Genomic DNA, 22,705 nt, shown 5'->3' on the forward strand with positions numbered 1-22,705 from the left:
AATAGTTGGGGTTGAAGAGACGAATTAAATTTGGCTTTGAATATAATTCTCGATACCCACATTTTCAACCAGATCAAGTTGGGTGTCGAGCCAATCCCAATACTCTTCTTCTTTCTCTAGAATTTCTTGAACCAAATCACGGGTCACATAATCCTGTTCTGCTTCTGCAAGTTCAACAGCTTGTTTAATTGCTTCGATATTTTCTTTGACCTTGCGAATATCGCAGTTCAGGACTTCTTCAGTATGTTGACCGATATACAGCTTGCCTAAGTGTTGTAGATTCGGTAAACCTTCTAAGAATAAAATACGCTCAATCACTTTGTCTGCATGTTTCATTTGGCGGATAGATTCTTTGTATTCAGCTGAACCTAATTGTTCAATTCCCCAATCATTAAACATGCGAGAATGTAAGAAATATTGGTTGATCGCAGTTAAATGATGATACAGCACTTGATTGAGCTGATTGATAACTTCGCGATTGCCTTTCATTGCACTTACTCCAAAAACACCAAGTGATGCCCTAGTTGCTAAGGCAATTTATTTTATTTTAATCAACAACGAATCGACTGGCGAGTAATTTATTGAACGGCAAATGAAAATCACAATCAAAAACATCATGATATGGTTATGATTTTTATAAAAAAACCGCTTAAATGAGGAACTTTTTAGGTTCTGCAGGAAGCGGTGGAGTCGTAAAACACGAGTTGAATTGGATCGGTAATTTTGAAGATAAATCAGGCAGCTATAGAAATACGTGCGGCGATTTCAGCAAGCTCATCACTGATAATAGCGCGGGCTTCTGGAGCACAACGACCACAACATGTTCCTAGATCGAGTAGTTCACGGATTTCACGATAGCTCTCTGCGCCATTTGCAACGGCGTCTTTGATATCCTGATCTGTAATTCCACGACATAAACAAACATACATGGGAGTGAGCCACAAATATAAATGCGATAATTGATATTATTGATAATTGTTATCGTTTGTCAATGAATTTCATTCTAACAATGAGTATATTCTTATTGGGAATTTGAATAAAAAAATACCGCCTGATCGGCGATATTTTTGATGATTTATAACTTTTTGATAAATATAAATTTAAAAAAATGCTTAGGGAATGATCACAATTCCATCCATTTCAACCAAGGCACCTTTCGGCAGGCTAGCAACACCCAATGCTGCACGCGCAGGATAAGGCTGCGCAAAGTACTCGCCCATGATTTGATTCACCAATTGGAAGTGGGAGAGATCAGTCAGGAAAATATTCAGTTTCGCAATATCTGCTAGACTGCCACCTGCAGCAGTGCAGACCGCTTTTAAGTTATCAAATACGCGACGAATCTGGGCTTCAATGCCTTCTACAAGTTCCATACTGTACGGATCTAAACCAATCTGGCCAGAAAGATAGAGCGTGTTGCCAACGAGAATTGCTTGAGAATATGTTCCGATAGCAGCAGGGGCGTGTTCAGTATGAATAACTTGGCGTGACATTTAGCTCTCCTATGTCGTTTTTCTATCTTAAATCTCTGTGACTTTAACACAAAACCATAGCGACGAAAGAGCTGAATACTGCGTAGTCGCCCTAGCAGAAGTTTTTTATTCGCATATTTATGCCTGTAAGTAGCCTAAACGCTTGATTGGAACAGTATGTTTATATTGAGCTGGCGGTGGCTAATTTCGCAACTTCAGGCTGAACAATCGGCATATTCAAGCGTTCAATACGTGGGAAGCCAAAGTGCATACGCAAATCTCGAATGATTTGAGCAATTTGATTTCGGTTACTGACCACGATATTCACGTAGGTTTTTTGGTCTTGCGAGTGCACCATTTCCACGCCTGTTTTGGCTTTACGACATTGATAGATCAAATCAGAAATTTGTTCATCGTTCATGGCCATATGGATGCACAGATAGGCGCTGAAACGAACATCATCAATTTCTTCAGATTGCCAATGTAACGGCATGATGTTTTCAGGATGCAGATGCTGTTCGTGTAATAAGTTCCGACAACGGGAACGGTGTACGATAAGACCGCGTCGCGACAAATGTCCTTGAATTGGGTCACCCAATACTGGGTTACAGCAATGCGCATATTTGACATCGACGCCTTCTGTACCGACGATTAAGCGATCAGAAGCATCTTGATGCTGTGAGTGATAGTCTTGTGCAAATAAATGATTGGCAACCAACTGGGGTAATAGATCACCTACCGCAATCTGTTCAAATAGCGTGTCTTTACTACCTAAGTGTCGCCATTCAAGTACATTGATCCAGTCTGTTGGAGAAAGATCATTGATTGAACGCTGGAACAGTTTTAAGGCACGGTTTAAGGCCTGCTGTCCGACTAAGCGCTGCTCATCAATGTCTTGTTCTCTTAGAATATTCTGTAATGCACGACGTGCTTTTTGGGTATTGATGAAGCTGAGCCAATCAGGATTCGGTGTTGCCAACACATCGGTGATAATCTCAACTACTTGGCCGCTATGTAGTGGGGTGGATAATGGGCGAATTTCACCATCGACTTTGGCACCAACCGCGTGGTTGCCTAAGAACAAGCTGGCTGAATAGGCGAAATCAACCACGGTCGCACCTTGCGGTAATTCATGCAATTGTCCGTGTGGGGTATAGACCCAAATTTTTTCTTGGTGCAAATAATCGAGCAGATCACTAAAGGTGGTTTTCGCACAGCCACTATCAATTAAGGTATTCAAGTTCTGCATGGATGCCTGAATCGCTGAGCGACAGGCTTGCGGTGCATTTTCACCCAGTACCACACCAAAACGGGCTGCTTTACGCATCAGTTCAGTTTGGATGGTCAAGGAAAGTGTGGTTTTCTCACCTTTCAACTGGATCATGAGTGACTGATTACCACCAGGTAAAGGGCGGCGAATATGATCGCGGTATTGTAATACCTGAAAATTATCTTTTAGCGCATCAACCAGACGGTCGCAGTCAGCAATACTTTGTAAAATGATTTCAAAGGCATGACTGTGGCTGAGTTCATTTAAGTCGATTTCATTTTTTATAAAATGGCGCAGTAATTCGATATTGTTATTTTTCTTTTTAATTCGACCTTTGAGGTCATAGGCTTTTAGTAGTTCAGAAAGTTTTTGCTCCCAAACCGCTTGGTATTCACAACGCTTTGGCTTAGTTTCCAATAATGCGGTTTGCACATCATTAAACATGTCTAAATCAAGATTTTGATAACAGAGATGTTCAAGGTTATCCGCCATCTCGTTCATACCGACCAGACGCGCCATTGGAACAAAAATATCAAGTGTTTCTTGAGCAATACGCGCCCGTTTATCTGGACGCAGCGCGCCCAAGGTGGTCATATTGTGATAACGGTCAGCCAGTTTAATAATAATGACACGTGGATCTTGTAGAGTCGCTTGTAGAATTTTTCGGAATGATGCGGCTTTGTTATATTCTTTATCGCTAGAATGGCTCAGTTTGGTAACACCATCGACCAGTTCGGCGACGACGACCCCATATTTTTGCCCAATTTCATCTTTGGTAAATTCAGTATCTTCAATCACATCATGTAAAAGTGCAGCCATTAAGGTGTCTGCATCAAGACGCATATGCGCCAAAATGCAACTGACTGCAATCGGATGCAATACATAGGGTTCACCGCTTTTACGTGTAATACCGCTATGCGCTAGATCAGCAAAATCGCAGGCAGCAAGCACATGTTGAACGTCACTATCTTTGAGATAGGCTTCAATAATTACTTTGAGCTGCTGCTTCGCTTGGCTGACTTCTTCGCCTGGCATATAACACCTTTTATAACTTGAATTCAGTAATGATCTGTCTGTTGATACTTTAACGATGTATTACATGGATGATTTTGTGACTCAGTACAATCTACATGTACTCAATCATATTGAATACCATTGAAAACTCATTTCTAGCGCTAGTACTCAAAGACATTACGCTTATCTTCTAATGAAAAGCAAATTGAGAAACTTGTCAATTTGTTCATTATAAAAACTCGTAAATTTTTTCAATGACGGATATTGCTTTTATCAATATGCGCTGAATTTTGCAAGAAAGAAAAAAGCCCAGTGTATTCACAATGGGCTTTTCGCATAACAAATTCGATTTAGAAAGTGAAACCTTCTAAGTTTAATGAATTTGTAGACAATACCATATCAAGATTTGATGTTTGGTAGTCTTGATCGCGTTGTTTTAAAATTTCTTTAGTGACATGACCAACCGCAATTTCGCGTAATGCAACTACTGTTGGTTTGTCATTGTCCCATTCTACAGTTGGTTCCATGCCTTGACGTGCCAATTGACGTGCACGTTTACTCGCCACCAGTACTAACTCGAAGCGGTTATCTACATGGTCTAAACAATCTTCAACGGTTACACGTGCCATAAGTTGTCTCGTTTGAACATTACATTTGAAAAGACTGAGTAGTATAAAAGGCTTTTCTGCCAGACTCAAGTCATTCGCGATTAAGGGTAATCAAGTTTTCGATTAATTGTTGATGGCGAGCGCTTTGTTGCAAGGTCACCAAACGGTTTGCGGTAATAATTGCTTCCAAATCATGCACAGCTTTATTGAAATCATCATTAATAATGACATAGTCAAAACTGGCAAAATGACGCATATCTTCAACGGCACAACTAAGACGATGTTCAATCACATCGACCGCATCTGTACCACGATTAGACAAACGCTGTCTTAAGTCATACTGTGTTGGTGGGAGAATAAAGATTTGTTTTGATTCAGGAAAAAGTCGACGAACCTGTTCAGCACCTTGCCAGTCGATCTCAAGTAAAACATCATGGCCTTGTTGCAGTTGCTCTTTAACTTTGGCTTGAGAAGTGCCGTAGTAGTTACCAAAGACTTCCGCGTATTCGATAAAGCCGCCTTCATCCACTTGTGCTAAAAAGTTTTCTTTACTGGTAAAATGATAGTGAACACCATCGAGTTCACCAGGACGTTGACCGCGTGTGGTATGTGAGACAGAAACGTGTAGGTTGCTGACTCGATCGAGTAGGGCTTTGACCAAAGATGTTTTGCCCGTTCCTGAGGCTGCAGAAACGACAAACAAGAGACCCGACATGATATTTTTCCTGAATATGATAAAATATCTTGGCTATTGTAGTGTAGCGTGCCATTAAACGAAATAGTTTGGTGTAAAAATTCAGTTGATGAGAGAGGATGTTATGGAAATCGTGTTGGCCAATCCACGAGGCTTTTGTGCTGGTGTTGACCGTGCTATAGCAATCGTCAATCGGGCACTGGAATGTTTTAACCCACCGATTTATGTACGCCATGAAGTCGTACATAACAAGTTTGTAGTCGATGATTTACGTCAGCGTGGTGCTGTCTTTGTGGATGAGTTAGATCAAGTCCCAGATGATTCGATTGTGATCTTTAGTGCGCATGGCGTATCTAAAGCAGTACAGCAAGAAGCAGAACGCCGTGGTTTAAAAGTTTTTGATGCAACCTGCCCCTTAGTCACCAAGGTGCATATCGAAGTGACCAAATATGCACGCGAAGGGACTGAAGCAATTCTGATTGGACATGAAGGTCATCCAGAAGTTGAAGGCACCATGGGGCAATATGATAAGTCTCGAGGTGGTGAGATTTATCTGGTTGAAGATGAGCAAGATGTCGAAGCACTCATGGTTAAGCATCCTGAAAAAGTTGCATTTGTCACGCAAACCACACTTTCAATTGATGATACGGCTAAAGTCATTGATGCATTGCGGACCAAATTCCCTTTGATTCAAGGTCCGCGTAAAGATGATATCTGCTATGCCACTCAAAACCGTCAAGATGCAGTGCGTGATCTAGCGGAACAGTGTGATGTCGTGCTTGTGGTTGGTTCTCCGAATTCATCAAATTCGAATCGTTTGCGCGAATTGGCCGAGCGTATGGGTAAGTCTGCATATTTGGTCGATAATGCAGATCAACTTGAAAAAGCTTGGTTTAAACAGGACAGTAAAATCGGTGTCACGGCGGGTGCCTCAGCGCCTGAAATTTTAATTAAACAAGTGATTCAGCGTTTACAAGATTGGGGTGCAACACCACCCAAAGAGCTACAAGGACGAGAAGAAAACATTACCTTTAGTCTACCAAAAGAGTTGCGTATCCAAGTGATACAAGCCTAATTTTATTAGAAAAATGTGAACTGGAAACGGATGGATTGCACTCCATCCGTTTTTTTTTGGTGCTTATCTGCTTTGTATTGGTTATGTAAAAATAAAATTTAATATAGAGTAGTGAATTTTAATCATTGGGTGCTGGGGAAATGGGGAAAAGTCAGGGGTTCACCTTAATTGAATTGATGTTAGCAATTTCTGTGCTGGGGGTGATTGCGACCATGGCTGCGCCATCAATGTCGAACCTAATGGAAAAAAGACGTTATGAACGAAATGCAAGGGAGTTGCTAACTGCATTATCTCAAGCTAAAAGCCAAGCAATTTTAAATAGGACAAATATAGATGCTTATTTGGCTGCTTCTTCTGGAAGTACAAATAATGCAAGAACACTAAGCTGGGGTGTCGCAAACAGTAATACGTCATTGACGATTTCTCCTACCCCGACTTCAGTTAGTGTGATTACGACTCCGCCATCTACGACAACCACAACAACCTCTGCCTTAAGGTTTGATAGCAATGGCTTAGTCGCCAATATTACAGGCGACACCACGATTACATTGTGTAATTCCAAGTTATTGATTCAAAAGCCAATCGTTATCACTCGACTAGGAGCATACATTATTAAGCCAGATACGACAGTGAGTGCTTGCTGATGATCAAATATAAAGAACAAGCGGGCATTGGGTTAATGGAAGTTCTTGTTGCTCTACTATTACTGGCAATAGGCGTTTTGGGGTACGTGGCCTTGCAATTAAGAGCATATGATGCGTCTGCTGAAGCGATGCAGAAGTCTCAGGCGATGGTGATTATGCGTGGCCTTGCTGAAAATATGCGTATTAATAAAAGCCAAATGGGGAGTTACCCTGCATTTGTTCGTAGTTACACTGGTCTTACATCGGCAACAACAGCACCTACCAGTTGTTTTAATTCTGGATGTACAGCCATTCAAGTTGCCCAATTCGATGCGTATCAAGCAGCACGTAATGCTAATCAATTAGGAATGCAATTGACCATGGATAATTGTCCAGGTGTAACTTCTACAATGGCGATACGTCGCCAATGTTTATATGCATTCTGGGGTAAAACATCGCCTACGGTGCAAGAAGATACAGCTTCTGGCGTAACAACCAGCTCTGCAGATGTCTCTAGTTGTATGGGAAATAATGGTATCTATGTTGCTGGAGCCTCTTGTCTCATGATGGAGGTTTATTAATGAAAAAAAATAATGTCAAGTCGCAGTCAGGTTTTACCTTAATTGAGTTAATGGTTGCACTGGTTCTAGGCTTAATTGTCGTCGCTGCTGCAGTACAATTATTTACTGGTGGAATTCTTTCAAGCCGCTTACAGCAAGCCAATGCTGAAATTCAGGACAGTGGAATTTTTGGTTTAGATTATATTGTTCGAGATATTCGATTTGCGAACCAAGACAATTTAGCTAATTTAAAGCTGGATGATAAAACACCTTATGGTGGAATTATTTTAACGGGATCAACCGCAACAAGTTCAACCAATGTTAACTTTGTACCGAAAGTGAGTAGTTCGGCTTATATTGATTCTGCTTTATTAAGTCGTGGGCAGGATGATACTGTTTCAACCACATCAAACTATTGGAAAGGACTAACCCGAGTAACTTTAAAAGATTCAGCAGGCGCAGTTATTGCAAATCCTGTAAGTGATCAATTGACGATTCAATTTTTTGCACCAACGCAGATGACTAACTGTGAAGGTGCAACCGTTTTATCTGGCGATTTGGTTGTTCAGCGTTATTTTGTACGTCCCGATAGTAATGGTTCCTCTACAGACTTTGCTTTAGCTTGTGATGCAAATACACCATCAGCAACAGCTGCTGGTGTTATAGCAGCTACTACAGCACGAACAACGGTGAATTCAACAACAAATACAATTTCTCCTTTACCAATTACTGGTTTAGGAGATGCGGGGCAAATTATTATTCCTCGTGTTGATCACTTTCATGTCTTATTGGGTGCAATGGTAACAACGGAAACTACAAAGACCATTACAAATAGAACAGCTACCCCTTCAACCTCGACAACTACAAAAACTGTTTCGAATCAATTCGCTTATTACACAATTCCACAGTACCGTACAGTAGCTCAGACTGCAGCAACAGATAATACAACAGGTGCTGGAAGTGCAACAGAAACAAATACAAAAGTCACGGTGAGTTCACGAATTTTATCAACACAGATTTCAGTATTAGTGCGTTCGGCAAATAATGCACAAAATAATGCGATTGATCCAACTCAGCCTGTCTTAATGTTGGATCAAACAGCTACGCCATCAGATACAACGACACGTTTTCAACGCAGAGTATATAGCACCACTGTTGCACTACGTAATGCAATGGGAGATTCACTATGAACCATCCAAAACGTACATATATAAAACATCAGCGTGGTGCAACCTTAATAGTGGTCATGATTATATTGTTGATTATTATTGTGGTGGGAATCCTTGCTGTTCGTGTTGCTATAGTTTCATTAGGTGTGGCAACAAATAGTCAAGTTGGACAGTTAAATTTTCAATCCTCTGATACGCCGCTTGCATGGTTTAATAATTTTGATCCAACTACGGTAACAAGCGTTGGTAATGTAATTGGGGCGGCTTTAAAAGAAAATGAAAGTAATCCAGGTGGAGAATATATTTTTTGTTATAAACCAACATCAACAACAAGTCGTTTTGCACAAACAAAGAATGCAAGCTTACTTCGTAAAGGCACAACAGAGAATGCCAGTGTTGATGATGGTGGTGTGGCTGGTTTTTGTAGTTTGACGTCTGACTTTGGTAGTAATAGGCCTGCTGTGGTGACTCAAGTTGCTGTTAGTGTTCCAACTAATGCTAATAATGATGCTCCAGGTTCGAACTTACCTCGAGGAATTAATGTTTCAGAAGGTACTCAATTACCAAAGAGTATGACATCAGCACAGCGAATACGGGTAACTACAACAGCGATGTTACCTGCCTATGCTGTGGATATCTCATCTGTTCAAACAGACTGCTTAAGCTCAGCCAACGCCAAAGTTAGTGATGATCTTACAGCGACATTAGCCACGGGAAGCGAGTATACGCTTGCAAAATGTCTTGCAGACAAAGGAGTGCCATTTAGTACTCAAGTTCAAGAATTTAACTATGTGAATCAGTTAACTGAAGTCTCAGCTCCAGGAAGTTAAGGGGAATACCATGAATAAAAGATTAAAAGACTTTCAACATAACAAGCTATGGTATGCCATTTGTACGAGTTCTTTAGCGATGACTTGGCTGATGACTACATCTATAGTACAGGCAAGCGATTTACAGATTTATGCAGTGCCTAAAGCGGGTAAAAAAACCATTATTATGATGTTGGATACGTCTGGAAGTATGGGACCATATAGGGGCTCAGGTTATAGCTATGAGGATTATAATATAACTAGTGGGTGTAACTCTAATCCAGTTGCGTATCCGAACTCGCCATCAAGCGGTACTAATTATTATGTTGATTCTTCGACAACACCATCATATCAAAGAAATTTTTGTTACTTAACTCGGTCTAATGCCCCAAATGAAGCTAAAGCTGTAGGAGCATGTGAATCTTTTCCATTAGGAGCTACAGGAAATTCAATTACAGCTTACCGTTGTTATGATCGCTTAACTCGTCTTAAAGATGGAATGTTTGCGTTATTAAATAGTACTGATCAGGATGTTAATGTCACAGGAAGTAATACGAGGATTAAATTATCGGCGACTAATGTTGGTTTGGGTAATTTCTCTGCTGATGGTGATGGCCAAACTGCACAAATTTTGGTGGCGGCTAAACCGCTAGAAACAAGTACTACTAGTACACAAAGAACATTATTAAAAACAAAAATAGCAGGTCTTACTGCAGATGCAGGTACTCCTTCCGCTCATGCAATGGCGGAAGCCGCTTCCTATTTGTTGGGGACAACAACTTATTCAGAAAATAAATATACGATCCGTAAAGATAGTTATGTTAGAAGGGTTGATCGTTATAACGGAACGGTGAGATATCAACAATGTGAAAGATATCGAGATTCAGATATTAATACAGATAGACTTTGGCAAGATTGCCGTAGTTGGAGTTCTTGGTCATCTATTGATCCAGGTGTTGGAAATGCTCAAGTGTATGGTACAAATTCGGATAGCTCTTATAACTATACTTACTATTACACGACTTTTGAATATACAGTTGCCAATGCTGATAGTGGTACTCCAAAATCGAAACTAAATGATACTTCAGCGAATTCAGATATTGTTGAAAATAGAAATAGTTCTAACACAGATGTAAGATATAAATCTCCTTTACCAACCGCTTCTGACCGTGCCAGTTGTGATGGTCAGGGGGTTTATTTTTTATCTGATGGTTTTGCCAACGGTTCAAGTAATGATCGGTCCTTACAACTTATGCAAAAAGCATTGGGCTCATCAGGTAACTCTTTTAGTTGCTCAGGATCTTTGAGTAATTCAGCAAGTAATTCAGCTTGGGCTTGTATGGGGGATTTTGCAAAAGCAATATTTAATCCAGCAAGAAATCCGCAGCAGGTATCAATTAAAACTGCATTTGTCGGTTTCGGTAGTTTATTTAATGCCTCTAGAATTAATAGTTCAAGCGACGTCGATATTCAAAATGCATGTCAAATTAGTTCAAGGGCCTATCGCGATCCAATAACGGGTGCTTTACCCGCTGATAAATGTTCACCAGGTGGTGGGCGATCGCTCCCAGTTTCATCACCAACCGCTGCGACCTCAGCCTCAGGTTATAGAACACCAGATGGTTATAACTATGATGGTGGTTATGGTAATGGTGGTTTCTTTCAAGCATCTAGCCCCTCAGATGTAACGAATAGTGTAGTCGAGTTTATTAAAAACCTAGGTGGAGCAACACTTGATCCGTTGACGACAGGACAGATTTCGGTACCTTATGATGCATTAAACCCAAACAACTTATCCGAATATGGTTTCTTACGTGCGATTGAACCTGATCCTGCAAATAATTCTTTAACGTGGCGTGGTAATCTAAAAAAATACAGTGTTGCAACGTCAGGTGCAGCAAATCTAGGAGCCTTTCAGGGGAATTCTGGGGGATTAGTCTACTCTTCTGATGGTGCGTTTCGAACTGCGACTAAGGATTATTGGAATAGCTCAACCTATACAGATGGTGGAAAGGTCTTCTTGGGTGGTTCTTTTTCAAAAGTTCCATTACCTATTAATGGACAAGCAGAACTTAGTATTAATGGGGTGATTTCACAATATGCTTATTCTGCTGCCTATAAAATTCGTAATCTTTTTACCGATGTTGCTAGTTCTGATGGGACAAGCTTAACACCGTTAACGGGCTCAACTGCAGGAACTGCATTATTGCAAATTCCTGCGAAGCCGAGTGATAACTCAGATCCTTATACTAATATTGATTTATCTGCGGCTTATGTTTTAAATAAATTTAATACCACAACGGGGCAAACTACACTTAAAGACTTCCCTATAGGTATTAAGCTCAAATTATTAAATTATTTAGGCTATAGTACAGATATTACAGCTACAACATTGCCTTCGTCACTAACAACATCGGACGCACCTTATTTATCTATGGGAGGAAGTATTCATTCCTATCCGATGCAACTGACATATTCAGGAACTTTGGACACGAATGGTAATTTAACGAGTGCCCGAACTCAGTCCATATTATACGGTTCAATGGAGGGAGGTGTTCATATTGTTGATGCCTCGGATGGTAAAGAGCAAATGGTATTTGTGCCTGCCGAGATTCTTAACCATAGTGTGAAATCTAAAGCGCTTGTAGTAGGGCAAAGTGATTCTTCTTTAGCCCCAGCATATGGTATAGATGGTTCTTGGGTAGCAGATCCGACTTATAAAATCACAACAGATACAACAGCAACTCCTGCGACTAGTAGCGTGACTGCTCGACAAATGAATATTTACGGTGGGATGCGAATGGGGGGGAATAGTTATTATGGTCTTAATGTATTGGAGCCGACTCAACCTAAATTATTATTTAGAATTGACAGTTCAACCTCTGGTTTCGATCGTTTAGGGCAAACTTGGTCTAAACCTGTATTGGCAAATATTCGCAAAGATGGTGTGCTTACCCGAGTCATAATTGTCGGTGGTGGCTATGATGAATGTTATGAGGATCCTGAATTTACCTTAGCGGCATCAGGAAATGATAGTACCTGTGCGACTAGAACGAAAGCAAAAGGTAATGCAGTTTATATGATTAATGCTAAAACTGGAGAACTGGTTTGGTCCGCTACCTACGGGTCTACAACTGCTGATGGTGATAAGCAATATATGAAACATAGTATTGTAAGTCGTATTAGTACCTTGGATCGCGATGCTGATGGGCTAGTTGATCATTTATATTTTGGTGATTTGGGAGGGCAGGTATTTCGTGCTGACTTTAATAATAATCAGAAATTGACTGGTTCAACGTATAGCGATTTTGGTGTTCGTGTAGTCCGTTTAGCAAATCTTGCAACCAATGATACAACTAATGATGTTGGGAATGACTACACTGGAGCGAAAGCCCCGCGTTTTTATGAACCACCAACGGTCACCATTCATGATCAAGGTACAAGTACTTTTATTGTGGTTGGTATTGCATCAGGGAATCGAAGTACCCCGCTAGATGTTTTCCCATTGACAGGTCGAGATGGAATGACACCAACAACAGCCTTGACCTCTCAACCAGTAAATAATGTATACGGCATATTGGATAAAGATTTTGCTAAGCGAGATTTGATTACTGCTAGTCCAACTTTGAGTACGCAAAATAAGACACGAGCTGATTTTAAGAAGAATCCCCAAGTTTTAGGTACAGGTGAGACAGTTGTTGGATTCTTTTTCCCGAGTTCAACCACAGGGGCTGCTGGATGGTATCGATCATTATCGAGTAAAAGTACATCGACAACGGGTATTAATAGTATGGAAAGAGCGGATGGTACTTTCCGTATTAGAGGGGGGCAGAAAGCATTCGAAGAGCCGTTAGCCATTACAAATAATTTGTTAGTACCAGTCTATGATCCACAAGGTACTGGTATTGAGCAACAAGACCCTTGTAAACCTCGTGTTGTTGGTGAAACAGATTGGCAAAGGTACTGTTTACCGTTTGGAGCATGTATTAAAACAGATGGAACTTTAAATACTGCACTAGAAATTAAGAGTGGCTTCCAGACAAAGACAAACGGCTGTCCTGCGGGGGTAACTGAATGTAATGATAATGTGATCGGTGGTGGTATTCGCGGCATTACATTTGTACCAAAACCTGATAGTAGTGCAGGAAGTTGCGGTAAACTCACGATGGCAGGTAATACGCAAGGAACAGGTGAATGGCAATGTACCAGTCGTTTAATACAAACGCGCTGGTATGAACGTTACCGCCAATAAGAGATATGCTATGCAAAATTACCAATCTCAAGCTAAGTTCAAACTAGGATTTACCCTAGTTGAACTTATGTTAGTACTGATTATAATTGCTATCCTTACTGCAATTGCACTGCCTAGTTATCAAAATTATGCCCGCCGTGCAAACGCTGCTGCAGCACAACAAGAAATGCAGAAATTAGCTGAGCAACTTGAACGGCATAAATCAAGGAATTTTAGCTATAAAGGCTTTAATGCCCAATATTTGTATAACTCAACGGGGACAACGCCGTTTGATGCAAGTACTCAAACTTTGACAGTACCATTAAATGCGACTGATGCAGCTGTAAGATATACATTAACGATCGTTGATGGAATGACGACAAATCCACTTTTGTCTGCAGCATCGGCAACAGGACAGAGTTGGGCGATTAGAGCAACGAGTGCTGATGTGCAAAACTTTTCATTTTTAATGACCAGTTCTGGCTTACGTTGTCAAAATAAAACAAGTGCAAACATTACCTATGCTACATGTGGAACAGGTGGGGAAAATTGGTGATGAGGAATATTAGAAACGGTTTTACGCTAATCGAATTAATGATTGTAGTGGCCATTATTGGCATTATTGCGGCTGTCGCCTATCCATCATATCTACAATATGGACAAAGAGCTAAGCGTGCTGATGTGCAAGCAGAAATGATTAATATCGCTCAGATAATGCAGGCAAGGAAGTTAGCGTATAATAGTTATCTTAATACAGACACATCAAAGAATACCATAACTGCTATTTATGGTTCATCTGTTAGTCCGAAGCAAGGAACTCCACTCTATGATCTTGCTTTTAATACGCTTACAGCTTCAACATGGGTATTAACGGCAATACCTAAGACTGGTACACCACAAGCTGGCAATGGCGTGATTTGTCTAAACGATCAAGGTCAAAAAGACTGGAGTAAATCCTCATCCACTGCTGCTGCATGTATTGCTAGATTGTCAAATATTTCTACATGGGACGGACGCTAATTCTTTAAACCTTTATGCGTACTTTAAAAAGCAAACCTCAGTGTTTGCTTTTTTATGGCAGATGATTTTTTGAACTATTTAATATTTTTAATAACAATAATTAATGAATGTGACCCATTTATCATTTATCTGCTCTTACCTACCTTTTATCTCTTAAAGGTGGATTTAAGTGCATTTTAGACGGAAATTGATATTAAACATGAAAACAATCACGAAAATAACGTGCATCTTATTAATATAACGATTTGATTTTACTGATTTAAAATTAAAGACCTGTAAGGGTTTTATAAAAATAATTTGTAAAATCAATGCTTAATAAAAAATTAATCAAAATGCTCGTTAAAACAAAAAGATTTGTGCATATGGAGGACTGTATGCAACAAGCACATGATGACCTACAGTCTCGCGTTACAGCTTCTCGTCTTATGATAGGGTCGAGTGTTGTCCAACTTCATCCGTTCAACTTCGAGTGTAGCTCTCCATCTTGCGCTCAGACAAAGCAGAGCTTTGTTCATCTTCGTACTCGAAGTCTAGCTTCTCGTCTTGCGATAGGATCGAGTAATACTCGACTGTTTCCTATCTTAGGATTTACGTTGGTTGAGCTCATTATCACGATTACTATTCTAGCAATCATTGCGCTCATGGCAGCTCCTTCATTTACAACCATGTATAGCCGGCAAAAGCTTGAGTCTTCAGCACGTGAACTGGTGATGAAAATTTCAGAAGCTCGTAGTCAAGCTGTTTTGTTACGACAAAGTACGGGAGTCTGTTTAGCCTCTTTATCCGATGACGATTGTGCTACAGCCATCGCCATTCCAAAAGCAGAAACACAACGAATCTTTATTGCACGTTTAGATCATGGTGTGATCAGTGCCAATAGCTCCTCGACCAATCTTAGCTTTAGACGAAATGGCAGCCTTGCTGCACAAAAGAATTTTATTTTAGAGCGGCAAAATCTGTCTTATTGCATTCAGGTTGGGGTGATTGGCGATACCACAATCAAAGAAGGAGCTTGCACATGAATATTCAAAAACAGAAAGGTGTCGGGCTGGTGGAAGTATTGGTTGCTCTGGTTTTATTGGCAATCAGTGTGTTGGGCTTTGCTGCTTTACAGTTGCGGGCGATTGATGCCAGCTTTGAAGCGAATAAACAGGTATTGGCACTCACGATTGCACGTGACCTTGCAGAGCGGATGCGGGCTAATCCGCAAGCAACCCGTGCTGGAATATATAACGTGAAAGCGGTTGAAATCTCTAAAACTGAAGTTGTAAATGTAGCAGATAAGCCTGAAAAGATTGCATTACAAGACTTACAAAATGTGGCACTTGATGCCAAAAATAATGGCATGAACCTCGCTGTTGACCAATGTCCAACAGGAAGTAATCGACAATGTATATATGTGGCTTGGAATGAAACCAATCTAGCAGGTGATCAAGGCATCGCAGCATGTATTAAAGATGGTGTCTATGTTTCTGGATCACACTGCTTATTTTTGGAGGCCTATTAAAATGGAAACAGGCCTCTTCAATCTAAAATATAGTAAGGTTCAGGCAGGATTTACCCTGATCGAACTGATGATTTCACTGACATTGGGTTTGCTGATTGTCGCTGCTGCGATTCAATTATTTATCACAGGTATTACCAGTTATAAATTGCAAAAAGCAATGGCGCATATTCAAGACAATGCCAGCTTGGGTTTAAACTTTATTGTGGATGATATCCGTAAAGCTAATTTAAGCTCCCCAGTCCCAGCGATTAATGACCAAACCGCTTATGCAGGTATTTTACTGACTTCAAATAATGTGGGCGCGGCGGTTGATCTAAATTGCGCAGACTGTTTTGCCAATAACCAAATCACTAGTTTTGGGAATGCCAATGTAACGGGTTTAACCAATGATCAATTGTTGATTCGTTATCAAGCACCTCAAGGCGGTCTTGATTGTTCTGGTGCGGATGTTGCGAATGGGACTTTCGTGGTACAGCGTTATTATGTTGGTTCTACGTCAACAGACCCGCGGCAATCTTTACGTTGCCAAGCCGCACAATATACACAAGCGATGCTTGATACCAAGACATCAACTGATCGCTTAAAGCTGGCTTGGGGTACAAGTCAGGTCATTTTACCTAATGTGGATCTTTTTCAGATTCGTTTGGGGTATATGGATGGCGATCTTAATAGTACGAATAGTACCCTAGCTTATACAGATGTAAAGAACTATATGGCATTGACGCCAGCTAAAAAAAATATTGATGGTGTCACCTTGACTGTTCGTCCGCATGTGCATGCCATTCAAATTGGTGTCTTGGTTCGTTCTGATAATAAAACAGGCAATCCAGCTGTGATTAACCAAAGAAATAAAGAGCCATTTCAAGTCCTTGGCACCAAAGTCAGTCTCACGCCCGCTTCTCAGGATAATTATTTACGTCAGGCTGTGGATCAAACAATTTCTTTAAGAAATGCGATGGGGTGGGTTTCAGAGGGTTGCGATAGCAGTAAAACCACAACCTGTACAAATGGGGGGGCTGGAACATGAGATATGCTCAACGTGGCTCGACACTGATTGTTGTACTGATGATTGTATTGATGATCACGATCATAGGAACTCTCGCTATTCGACAAAGTGTGAGCTCATTAAAATTAGTGAGTAATAATCAAATACAAACGTTATTGGCACAAAATGCTGATGCAGCATTGATGTATTTTCAAAATCCGGATATTCAGCAGAATATGGCCTCTGCCAATGGGATTGTTGGTTTCTTTAAGAATGAGGATAACTGGAATAAAGAACTGGTTTTCTGTTTTAAGGGAACCCAGCCTTTTAACTTGTCAAATGCGAGTTGGTTGTATTGGGATGGTGCGACGAAACATAGTCAGTTGATGGCAACAGGTGGTGGAGCATGTCAGGCGCTTAGTAGTGAAGATAAACGTGATGTAACCCAGTTTTCTGGCGGACGTTCACAAGTGGTGACCCAGATTCATATTAAAAAAGCAGCCTCTACGGCTCAACCTTTTTCGGATTTAGCGCGTGGCACAGATGCTATTGGTGCAAAAACAGAAAATAGTATCCGTTTGCGTGTACAGGTGACCTCAGTAATGGAAGGGCTACTTTCAAACCCCAATAGTGATTTATTTGATACGAAAACAGGGTGTTTGAATAAAAGTATTGAGCTAACGCCAGAAGCGATTGAAAAAAAAGAAACAGGATTGGTTCAGTGCCTACAAGAGAAAAATATTTTATATAGCACACAAGTTGCAGAATATCGCTTCTTATCTGACTTTGAGCCATCAGGTTCATAAGGGAGAAATGATCATGAAAAATAATAAGATGAAACAACAAAAACCAATCAATGTGACTATTAACAACACGAAATGGATTGTATTGATCAGCTCTGCATTGTCGTGTTTCTTTGTTGTTTCACCCACTGTTCATGCAAGTGATGTTGAGATCTACCGACAAGGGAGTAGTGGGGGAAATAGCACGATTATGTTAATGGTAGATACCTCCCAAAGCATGGGATCTCCTGCATTGGACTTATTAAAAGACTATCCATTATGTATTAGCAGTAAAGTTTTTGCGGTTGTTGGGGCATTGCCAGTTGTGGATGTTAAGTTGACACCACCAGCTGGAACAGAGGTCTATTGTGATGTGGTGTTTCCAAAAGCAGTTTTAGACTTATTAGGTACGGTCGACACCATCACAGGAACCCAAAAAAATAGTTTATTAGGTCTGCAAAGTTCATTAGATTATATGCGTGCCAGTTGTACGCCATTTTCTAAGCTTGAAGCAAGTGAGCCTGTCCGAAGTAATAAAATCCTTTCCGTGAATATTAACTTAGGTGAAGGTTATCGTTGTTATAGTCGTCTATCCCGAATCAAAATGGCTGTACGTGATGTTTTAAATGGTAATGCAAAGAATGGGGTTACGGCATTATCTTCTAAAACAGCAATAGGTCTTTCGGTTGCTCCTGCTAAAAACGGTAGTGGTGTAAACCAAAAAGCAGGAATGATTGTCGTGCCTGCACTAGAGCTAGGTTATAAAAAGGGCGATAAAGATGAAAGTGGTACAGTTGTAGCCGATGATAGTAACCAACGAAAAGCACTTAAAGCCGCAATCGACGGTTTGGCACCAAGTTCTGATCCATTAGGAAATACGTTAGACAAAGTGGTGGGTATTCTTGGAAATGTACTTGATGGACTTAATATTCTTGGTTTAGTGACAGATGTACTTGGGCTTATTGGTAGTCTTCCTGCAACACTTATTGCTTTATTAAATAATCCAGAATCACCGTTGGTCACAGCCTATGCCGAAACTGGAGCTTATTTACTTGGACATAATACCAGAGCAACAGGCGAGGTTCTGTCTGAGTTTGAAGTGCCTGTAGCTAAGCCAAGTGTTGCATATAAATGTTTAACTCGACAAGCAGATAATGATTGTACCTCATATGAAAAAAAGGGTGGTTGGTCACAAGATTTAAAAGAATATACCATTCCAACGGGTTACATTCGTACGGAACAAGTAACACCAAGCAATGGGCTGCTAGGCGATTTGTTGGGAGCATTGCTTGGATGGTTGTCTGGCAATACCAATAAGAGCGTGGTTCGTTATTACTATGCTGCGGATGCGAGTTATTCAGGCTATAACTATCGTGTTACGACTATTCCAATGAAGGCAAATAGTGATGATTATGATAATCCAGCTTCGATCAAACAAAAAATAAGTGGAGCGACAACGTCACAATGCCAAGCGCAAGGGATTTTCGTTTTAACAGGCAATGCACCAAAACTTGTGCCAGCTGATGCGTTGGGAGTACAGCGCATTATGCAAAAATCACTTGGAAAAACTGCAACAACCAATATCAATGATTTTTGTAAGGCAACTCCGCCAAGTGGTTGGGAGTTGGGTAGCTCTACAGCGACTTGGGCATGCTTAGCGAATTATTCCAAAGCATTATTGGATAGCAATGCTGCTTATCGAACGCAGGTTGAGATTAAAACAGGTGTAGCAGGTATTGGTAAGGAGTTTAATTATGTACGGCTTAATGGCGACACTGTCATTGGTGCAGGTACAGGTGGCAGTATTGTCAATACTTTGTTGAGCAGTGTAAAAAATTTATTAAATGCTGCATTGAGTCTCTTGAGTATTATTGCTGATCTAAGACCACTTTTAAATGTGGTTGATATCATTTTGCCGACTCAGCCTACAACCGACGCAGAACTTGGAGATGTGAGGAATCTTGCATATTGGGGGAAAGAAGGTAAAGGTGGCTGGTATACAGAAGCAAGTACCGGGGGGATTGCACAGAGTATTGTCAATTTTAATCAGCATATTGTTGATGTGGAATCAGCACCATTTATGGGCTTACAAACCATACCAACTGATCCATTAACACCCTATCAATTGAGCAATGATGTATATAACAGTATGTTTGCACCAGCAGATCAACAAAATTGGTTTGGGAATCTTAAAAAATACTCCGTTACAGATATGACCAGTGGAAATAATGTTATCCGTATGGTGGATTGGAAAGACCAATGGAATAGTAATGAATTAGAAGACCAAAATAAAAATACTAAATTATTTACAGGGGGGGCATTAGGTCAACTTAAGACCTTACGTCCAACAAAGGCGGATGCATCAGTGCGTAAACTATGGATTAATCGAAATTGTAAAACTGATGGGACTTTTGCTGAAAGTTCAAGCCTGAAAAAAGTAACAACTGATTATTTGGCTGATTCAAGTGAGGCGCGCTGTGCAATCAATGCTTCTGCCAAAGATAGCTATGGTGGTTATTTAATGAGTCTTTTGGGCTATCAGTTAGATAATCCCGAAAGTGCAACAGGAAATAGCCTTACGCAAAGCGAACCACTTTGGCAAGTGGGTATGTCACTGCATTCTACGCCATTAAAACTGACTCAATATGCTAAGTTTGATACGAATAAAATTGATCGGGATGACTACATTGCTTTTGGTTCAACTCAAGGTTTATTACATGTCGTGGATGCTGACGATGGCACAGAGAAATTTGCTTTTGTACCAAATGAAATGCTGGAAAATGCTGAGCAAAGAAAAGCATTTTTAAAAGACCGTAAAGGTTATTGGCCTGATATGCCGTATGGAATAGACGGTGCGTGGACCGCTTATACCGAATATGCCTATGGTATGGGTAGTGATGGCAAAGTTTATGCAACTGTTCAGCAAGCAAAGAATAAAGATATTGTCATCGCAACAGGAAAACAAACTTTATATGGTGGTTTGCGTATGGGAGGGCGTAGTTATTATGCACTTAACCTTGCAGATCTAGACAAGCCCGAAATCAAATTCCATATCGATCCAAATACAGGCAAAGTTTATTCAGCAGCAAATCCGGCAGGGCAAGCATTCTCAGCAATCGAGAATATGGGGCAAAGTTGGTCTAAACCTACAATTGCTTATGTCAATTGGAAAGGACAACGTAAACAAGTGATGTTTGTAGGAGGTGGCTATGATGCCTCAGGGACGGTTGCTTGTGCTGAGTCGGAAACAGGTGTGAGTTTATCTGCTTATAGTAACAAGGGGTATGAGTGCCCAACATATAACCAAACCAATAAAAAAGGTGCAGGAGTTTATATGTTTGATGCTGATAATGGTGATTTATTGTGGTGGGCAAGTTCAAGTGCAACAACTAAAAATGATACTGCAAAAGAGAATGCTTTAAATGTAACGAATATGGATTATAGCGTTGTCAGTCGTATCAGTGTCGCTGATCGTGATGGCAATGGTTTAGTTGATCATTTGTATTTTGGTGACTTAGGGGGGCAGGTTTGGCGAGTGGATATCAATGCCAATACAACAACAGGTGATTTTGCACAACGCGCGACACGTATCTTAAATTTACATGTCGCTGGCGGTCTTAGCCCACGATTCTTTGATGCACCAAACTTTACGGTCTATGGCTATGAGCAACCATTAGCTGTCATTAGCATTGCCTCAGGCAATCGTAGTTTACCAGCCAGTGATTCTAGCTCGGGGGCTATTTATAATTTGTTTGATCGCGATGTAATCAAAACTAATTTATATACTTTGGCAGCAGATAAATTGGAGACAAAAGATATTGATTTAACCACAACAGGCAAAGCGCTACGTGGCATATTGGGTAAAGATGAAGCTAAAGATAAGAATATTGCAGAAGTAAAAGGATTGATGCCAAATGGTTGGGCTGTTTCTTTTTCCAATGCGAAAAAAGTTACAGATGAAATGGTTGTGATGAACAAGAATTTGTATGCCAGTGTTTATGATCGAGGCATAACACCAACCTGCCCTGTTCAGGTTCGTGGGAAAACTGAGGTGTATCGTTATTGTTTACCATTTGGTGTGTGTGAGCAAACGCAGCTTTCGGAATCCGTTGGATTGGTGGGTAAATCTGGTGATGGCATTGTGGCACTCAGTGTTGGCGCAGGTTCTACAAGCAAAAACAATTTACAATCACGTGGGTTAATTTCGGGGAATAGTAGCAATACGTTGAGTGGTTTACCTGTCAATCAAATGCGTCGCCAATTGGTGCCACTGACTTGGTATGAACGTAATGAATAAAAAGAAGTTAGGTCCGTGTATTGATTCAGATGAAGGGGAGGCTTTGCACGCTCGCCTCCTTAGGTGGAGTCGCGGGCCTACTGAGCAGGGAAACCATCGTCACAATTCAGGCTTTACCTTAATTGAACTGATGATTACGGTGGCAATTATTGCAATTATTGCAGCAATTGCTGTTCCCAGTTATGACACCTATATCCGCCGTGCAGATTTATCTACGGCGCAACAAGAAATGCTCAAAGTTGCCGAGCTATTGGAAAAACATCGAGCACGTAACTTTAGTTATGATGGTTTTGCCCTGAAAGGTACTGCGAGTAATCAAGGTGCCTATTATACCATTCCGAGTGCAACCAATAGCAGCTTGTTGCTCCCTTTAAATTCAAGTATTGGCAATCAGAAGTTTACGCTCACATTAACTGTGAATGCTCAGACATGGTCTTTAAAAGCTGTGAGTCAAAGCCCGAGGAATTATTCCTTACTGATGACCAGTGCGGGTTTTAAATGTAAGACCAAAACAGCAGCTAATATTACGGCATCAAGTTGTGGTAATGCTGCTGAGGACTGGTAAGACTGCAGATTTTATAAATTAAAT

The 22,705-nt window shown here is 40.6% G+C and carries 20 protein-coding genes; 14 read left to right on the top strand and 6 right to left on the bottom strand.

Annotated elements, in window-relative coordinates:
• Positions 1 to 24 precede the first annotated feature (24 nt).
• The 6 genes from bfr to gmk form a co-directional block, all read right to left on the bottom strand.
• Positions 25 to 489, bottom strand: coding sequence for a heteropolymeric bacterioferritin subunit Bfr (bfr, locus tag F993_RS01170; RefSeq protein ID WP_004657459.1), 465 nt, complete (start codon positions 487 to 489; stop codon positions 25 to 27).
• Positions 490 to 734: 245 nt separating this feature from the next.
• Positions 735 to 929: a bacterioferritin-associated ferredoxin gene (locus F993_RS01165; RefSeq protein WP_004657461.1), complete on the bottom strand. Its 195-nt coding sequence runs from the start codon at positions 927 to 929 to the stop codon at positions 735 to 737.
• Between the two features lie 183 nt (positions 930 to 1,112).
• Positions 1,113 to 1,493: a RidA family protein gene (locus F993_RS01160; protein WP_004657462.1), complete on the bottom strand. Its 381-nt coding sequence runs from the start codon at positions 1,491 to 1,493 to the stop codon at positions 1,113 to 1,115.
• Between the two features lie 160 nt (positions 1,494 to 1,653).
• Positions 1,654 to 3,777, bottom strand: coding sequence for a RelA/SpoT family protein (locus tag F993_RS01155; protein ID WP_004657465.1), 2,124 nt, complete (start codon positions 3,775 to 3,777; stop codon positions 1,654 to 1,656).
• A 329-nt stretch (positions 3,778 to 4,106) separates the two neighbouring features.
• Complete coding sequence (gene rpoZ / locus F993_RS01150) at positions 4,107 to 4,385, bottom strand: DNA-directed RNA polymerase subunit omega (protein WP_004657467.1); 279 nt, start codon at positions 4,383 to 4,385, stop codon at positions 4,107 to 4,109.
• 70 nt (positions 4,386 to 4,455) lie between these two features.
• Positions 4,456 to 5,079: a guanylate kinase gene (gmk, locus tag F993_RS01145; protein WP_004657468.1), complete on the bottom strand. Its 624-nt coding sequence runs from the start codon at positions 5,077 to 5,079 to the stop codon at positions 4,456 to 4,458.
• A gap of 103 nt (positions 5,080 to 5,182) precedes the next feature.
• Here gmk and ispH point away from each other — a divergent pair, with 103 nt between their 5' ends.
• The 14 genes from ispH to F993_RS01075 all read left to right on the top strand — a co-directional run bounded on the left by ispH (position 5,183) and on the right by F993_RS01075 (position 22,681).
• Positions 5,183 to 6,133, top strand: a complete 951-nt coding sequence (gene ispH, locus F993_RS01140; protein WP_004657470.1) for a 4-hydroxy-3-methylbut-2-enyl diphosphate reductase — start codon at positions 5,183 to 5,185, stop codon at positions 6,131 to 6,133.
• Positions 6,134 to 6,273: 140 nt separating this feature from the next.
• On the top strand, positions 6,274 to 6,777 hold the full coding sequence (locus F993_RS01135) for a GspH/FimT family pseudopilin (protein ID WP_004657472.1): 504 nt from the start codon (positions 6,274 to 6,276) through the stop codon (positions 6,775 to 6,777).
• Positions 6,777 to 7,337 carry a type IV pilus modification protein PilV gene (gene pilV, locus F993_RS01130; RefSeq protein ID WP_004657475.1) on the top strand — a complete coding sequence of 187 codons (561 nt, stop codon included), beginning with the start codon at positions 6,777 to 6,779 and terminating at the stop codon, positions 7,335 to 7,337. The genes F993_RS01135 and pilV (F993_RS01130) overlap by 1 nt, the downstream gene beginning before the upstream one ends.
• A complete protein-coding gene (locus F993_RS01125; protein ID WP_004657477.1) occupies positions 7,337 to 8,506 on the top strand; it encodes a prepilin-type N-terminal cleavage/methylation domain-containing protein in 1,170 nt (389 codons plus the stop codon). Before pilV (F993_RS01130) ends, F993_RS01125 begins: the two co-directional genes overlap by 1 nt.
• Positions 8,503 to 9,315 (top strand): PilX N-terminal domain-containing pilus assembly protein, encoded by an 813-nt coding sequence (locus F993_RS01120; RefSeq protein ID WP_004657479.1) that lies wholly within the window; start codon positions 8,503 to 8,505, stop codon positions 9,313 to 9,315. Before F993_RS01125 ends, F993_RS01120 begins: the two co-directional genes overlap by 4 nt.
• Positions 9,316 to 9,325: 10 nt before the next feature.
• Complete coding sequence (locus tag F993_RS01115; protein ID WP_004657480.1) at positions 9,326 to 13,546, top strand: pilus assembly protein; 4,221 nt, start codon at positions 9,326 to 9,328, stop codon at positions 13,544 to 13,546.
• Between the two features lie 10 nt (positions 13,547 to 13,556).
• A complete protein-coding gene (locus tag F993_RS01110) occupies positions 13,557 to 14,081 on the top strand; it encodes a type IV pilin protein (RefSeq protein WP_004657482.1) in 525 nt (174 codons plus the stop codon).
• 8 nt (positions 14,082 to 14,089) lie between these two features.
• Positions 14,090 to 14,545: a type IV pilin protein gene (locus F993_RS01105; RefSeq protein ID WP_032812786.1), complete on the top strand. Its 456-nt coding sequence runs from the start codon at positions 14,090 to 14,092 to the stop codon at positions 14,543 to 14,545.
• A gap of 374 nt (positions 14,546 to 14,919) precedes the next feature.
• Positions 14,920 to 15,567 (top strand): GspH/FimT family pseudopilin, encoded by a 648-nt coding sequence (locus tag F993_RS01100; protein WP_004657486.1) that lies wholly within the window; start codon positions 14,920 to 14,922, stop codon positions 15,565 to 15,567.
• Complete coding sequence (gene pilV, locus F993_RS01095; RefSeq protein WP_004657488.1) at positions 15,564 to 16,052, top strand: type IV pilus modification protein PilV; 489 nt, start codon at positions 15,564 to 15,566, stop codon at positions 16,050 to 16,052. Before F993_RS01100 ends, pilV (F993_RS01095) begins: the two co-directional genes overlap by 4 nt.
• A gap of 1 nt (position 16,053) precedes the next feature.
• Entirely contained in the window at positions 16,054 to 17,079 is a 1,026-nt protein-coding gene (locus tag F993_RS01090) for a PilW family protein (RefSeq protein WP_004657490.1), read from the top strand.
• On the top strand, positions 17,076 to 17,843 hold the full coding sequence (locus F993_RS01085) for a pilus assembly PilX family protein (RefSeq protein ID WP_004657493.1): 768 nt from the start codon (positions 17,076 to 17,078) through the stop codon (positions 17,841 to 17,843). The genes F993_RS01090 and F993_RS01085 overlap by 4 nt, the downstream gene beginning before the upstream one ends.
• A 13-nt stretch (positions 17,844 to 17,856) precedes the next feature.
• Positions 17,857 to 22,116 (top strand): pilus assembly protein, encoded by a 4,260-nt coding sequence (locus F993_RS01080; protein WP_004657494.1) that lies wholly within the window; start codon positions 17,857 to 17,859, stop codon positions 22,114 to 22,116.
• Positions 22,100 to 22,681: a type IV pilin protein gene (locus F993_RS01075; protein WP_004657495.1), complete on the top strand. Its 582-nt coding sequence runs from the start codon at positions 22,100 to 22,102 to the stop codon at positions 22,679 to 22,681. Before F993_RS01080 ends, F993_RS01075 begins: the two co-directional genes overlap by 17 nt.
• Positions 22,682 to 22,705 lie beyond the last annotated feature (24 nt).

Origin of the sequence: Acinetobacter proteolyticus, assembly GCF_000367945.1 — a bacterium.
Taxonomy (GTDB): domain Bacteria; phylum Pseudomonadota; class Gammaproteobacteria; order Pseudomonadales; family Moraxellaceae; genus Acinetobacter; species Acinetobacter proteolyticus.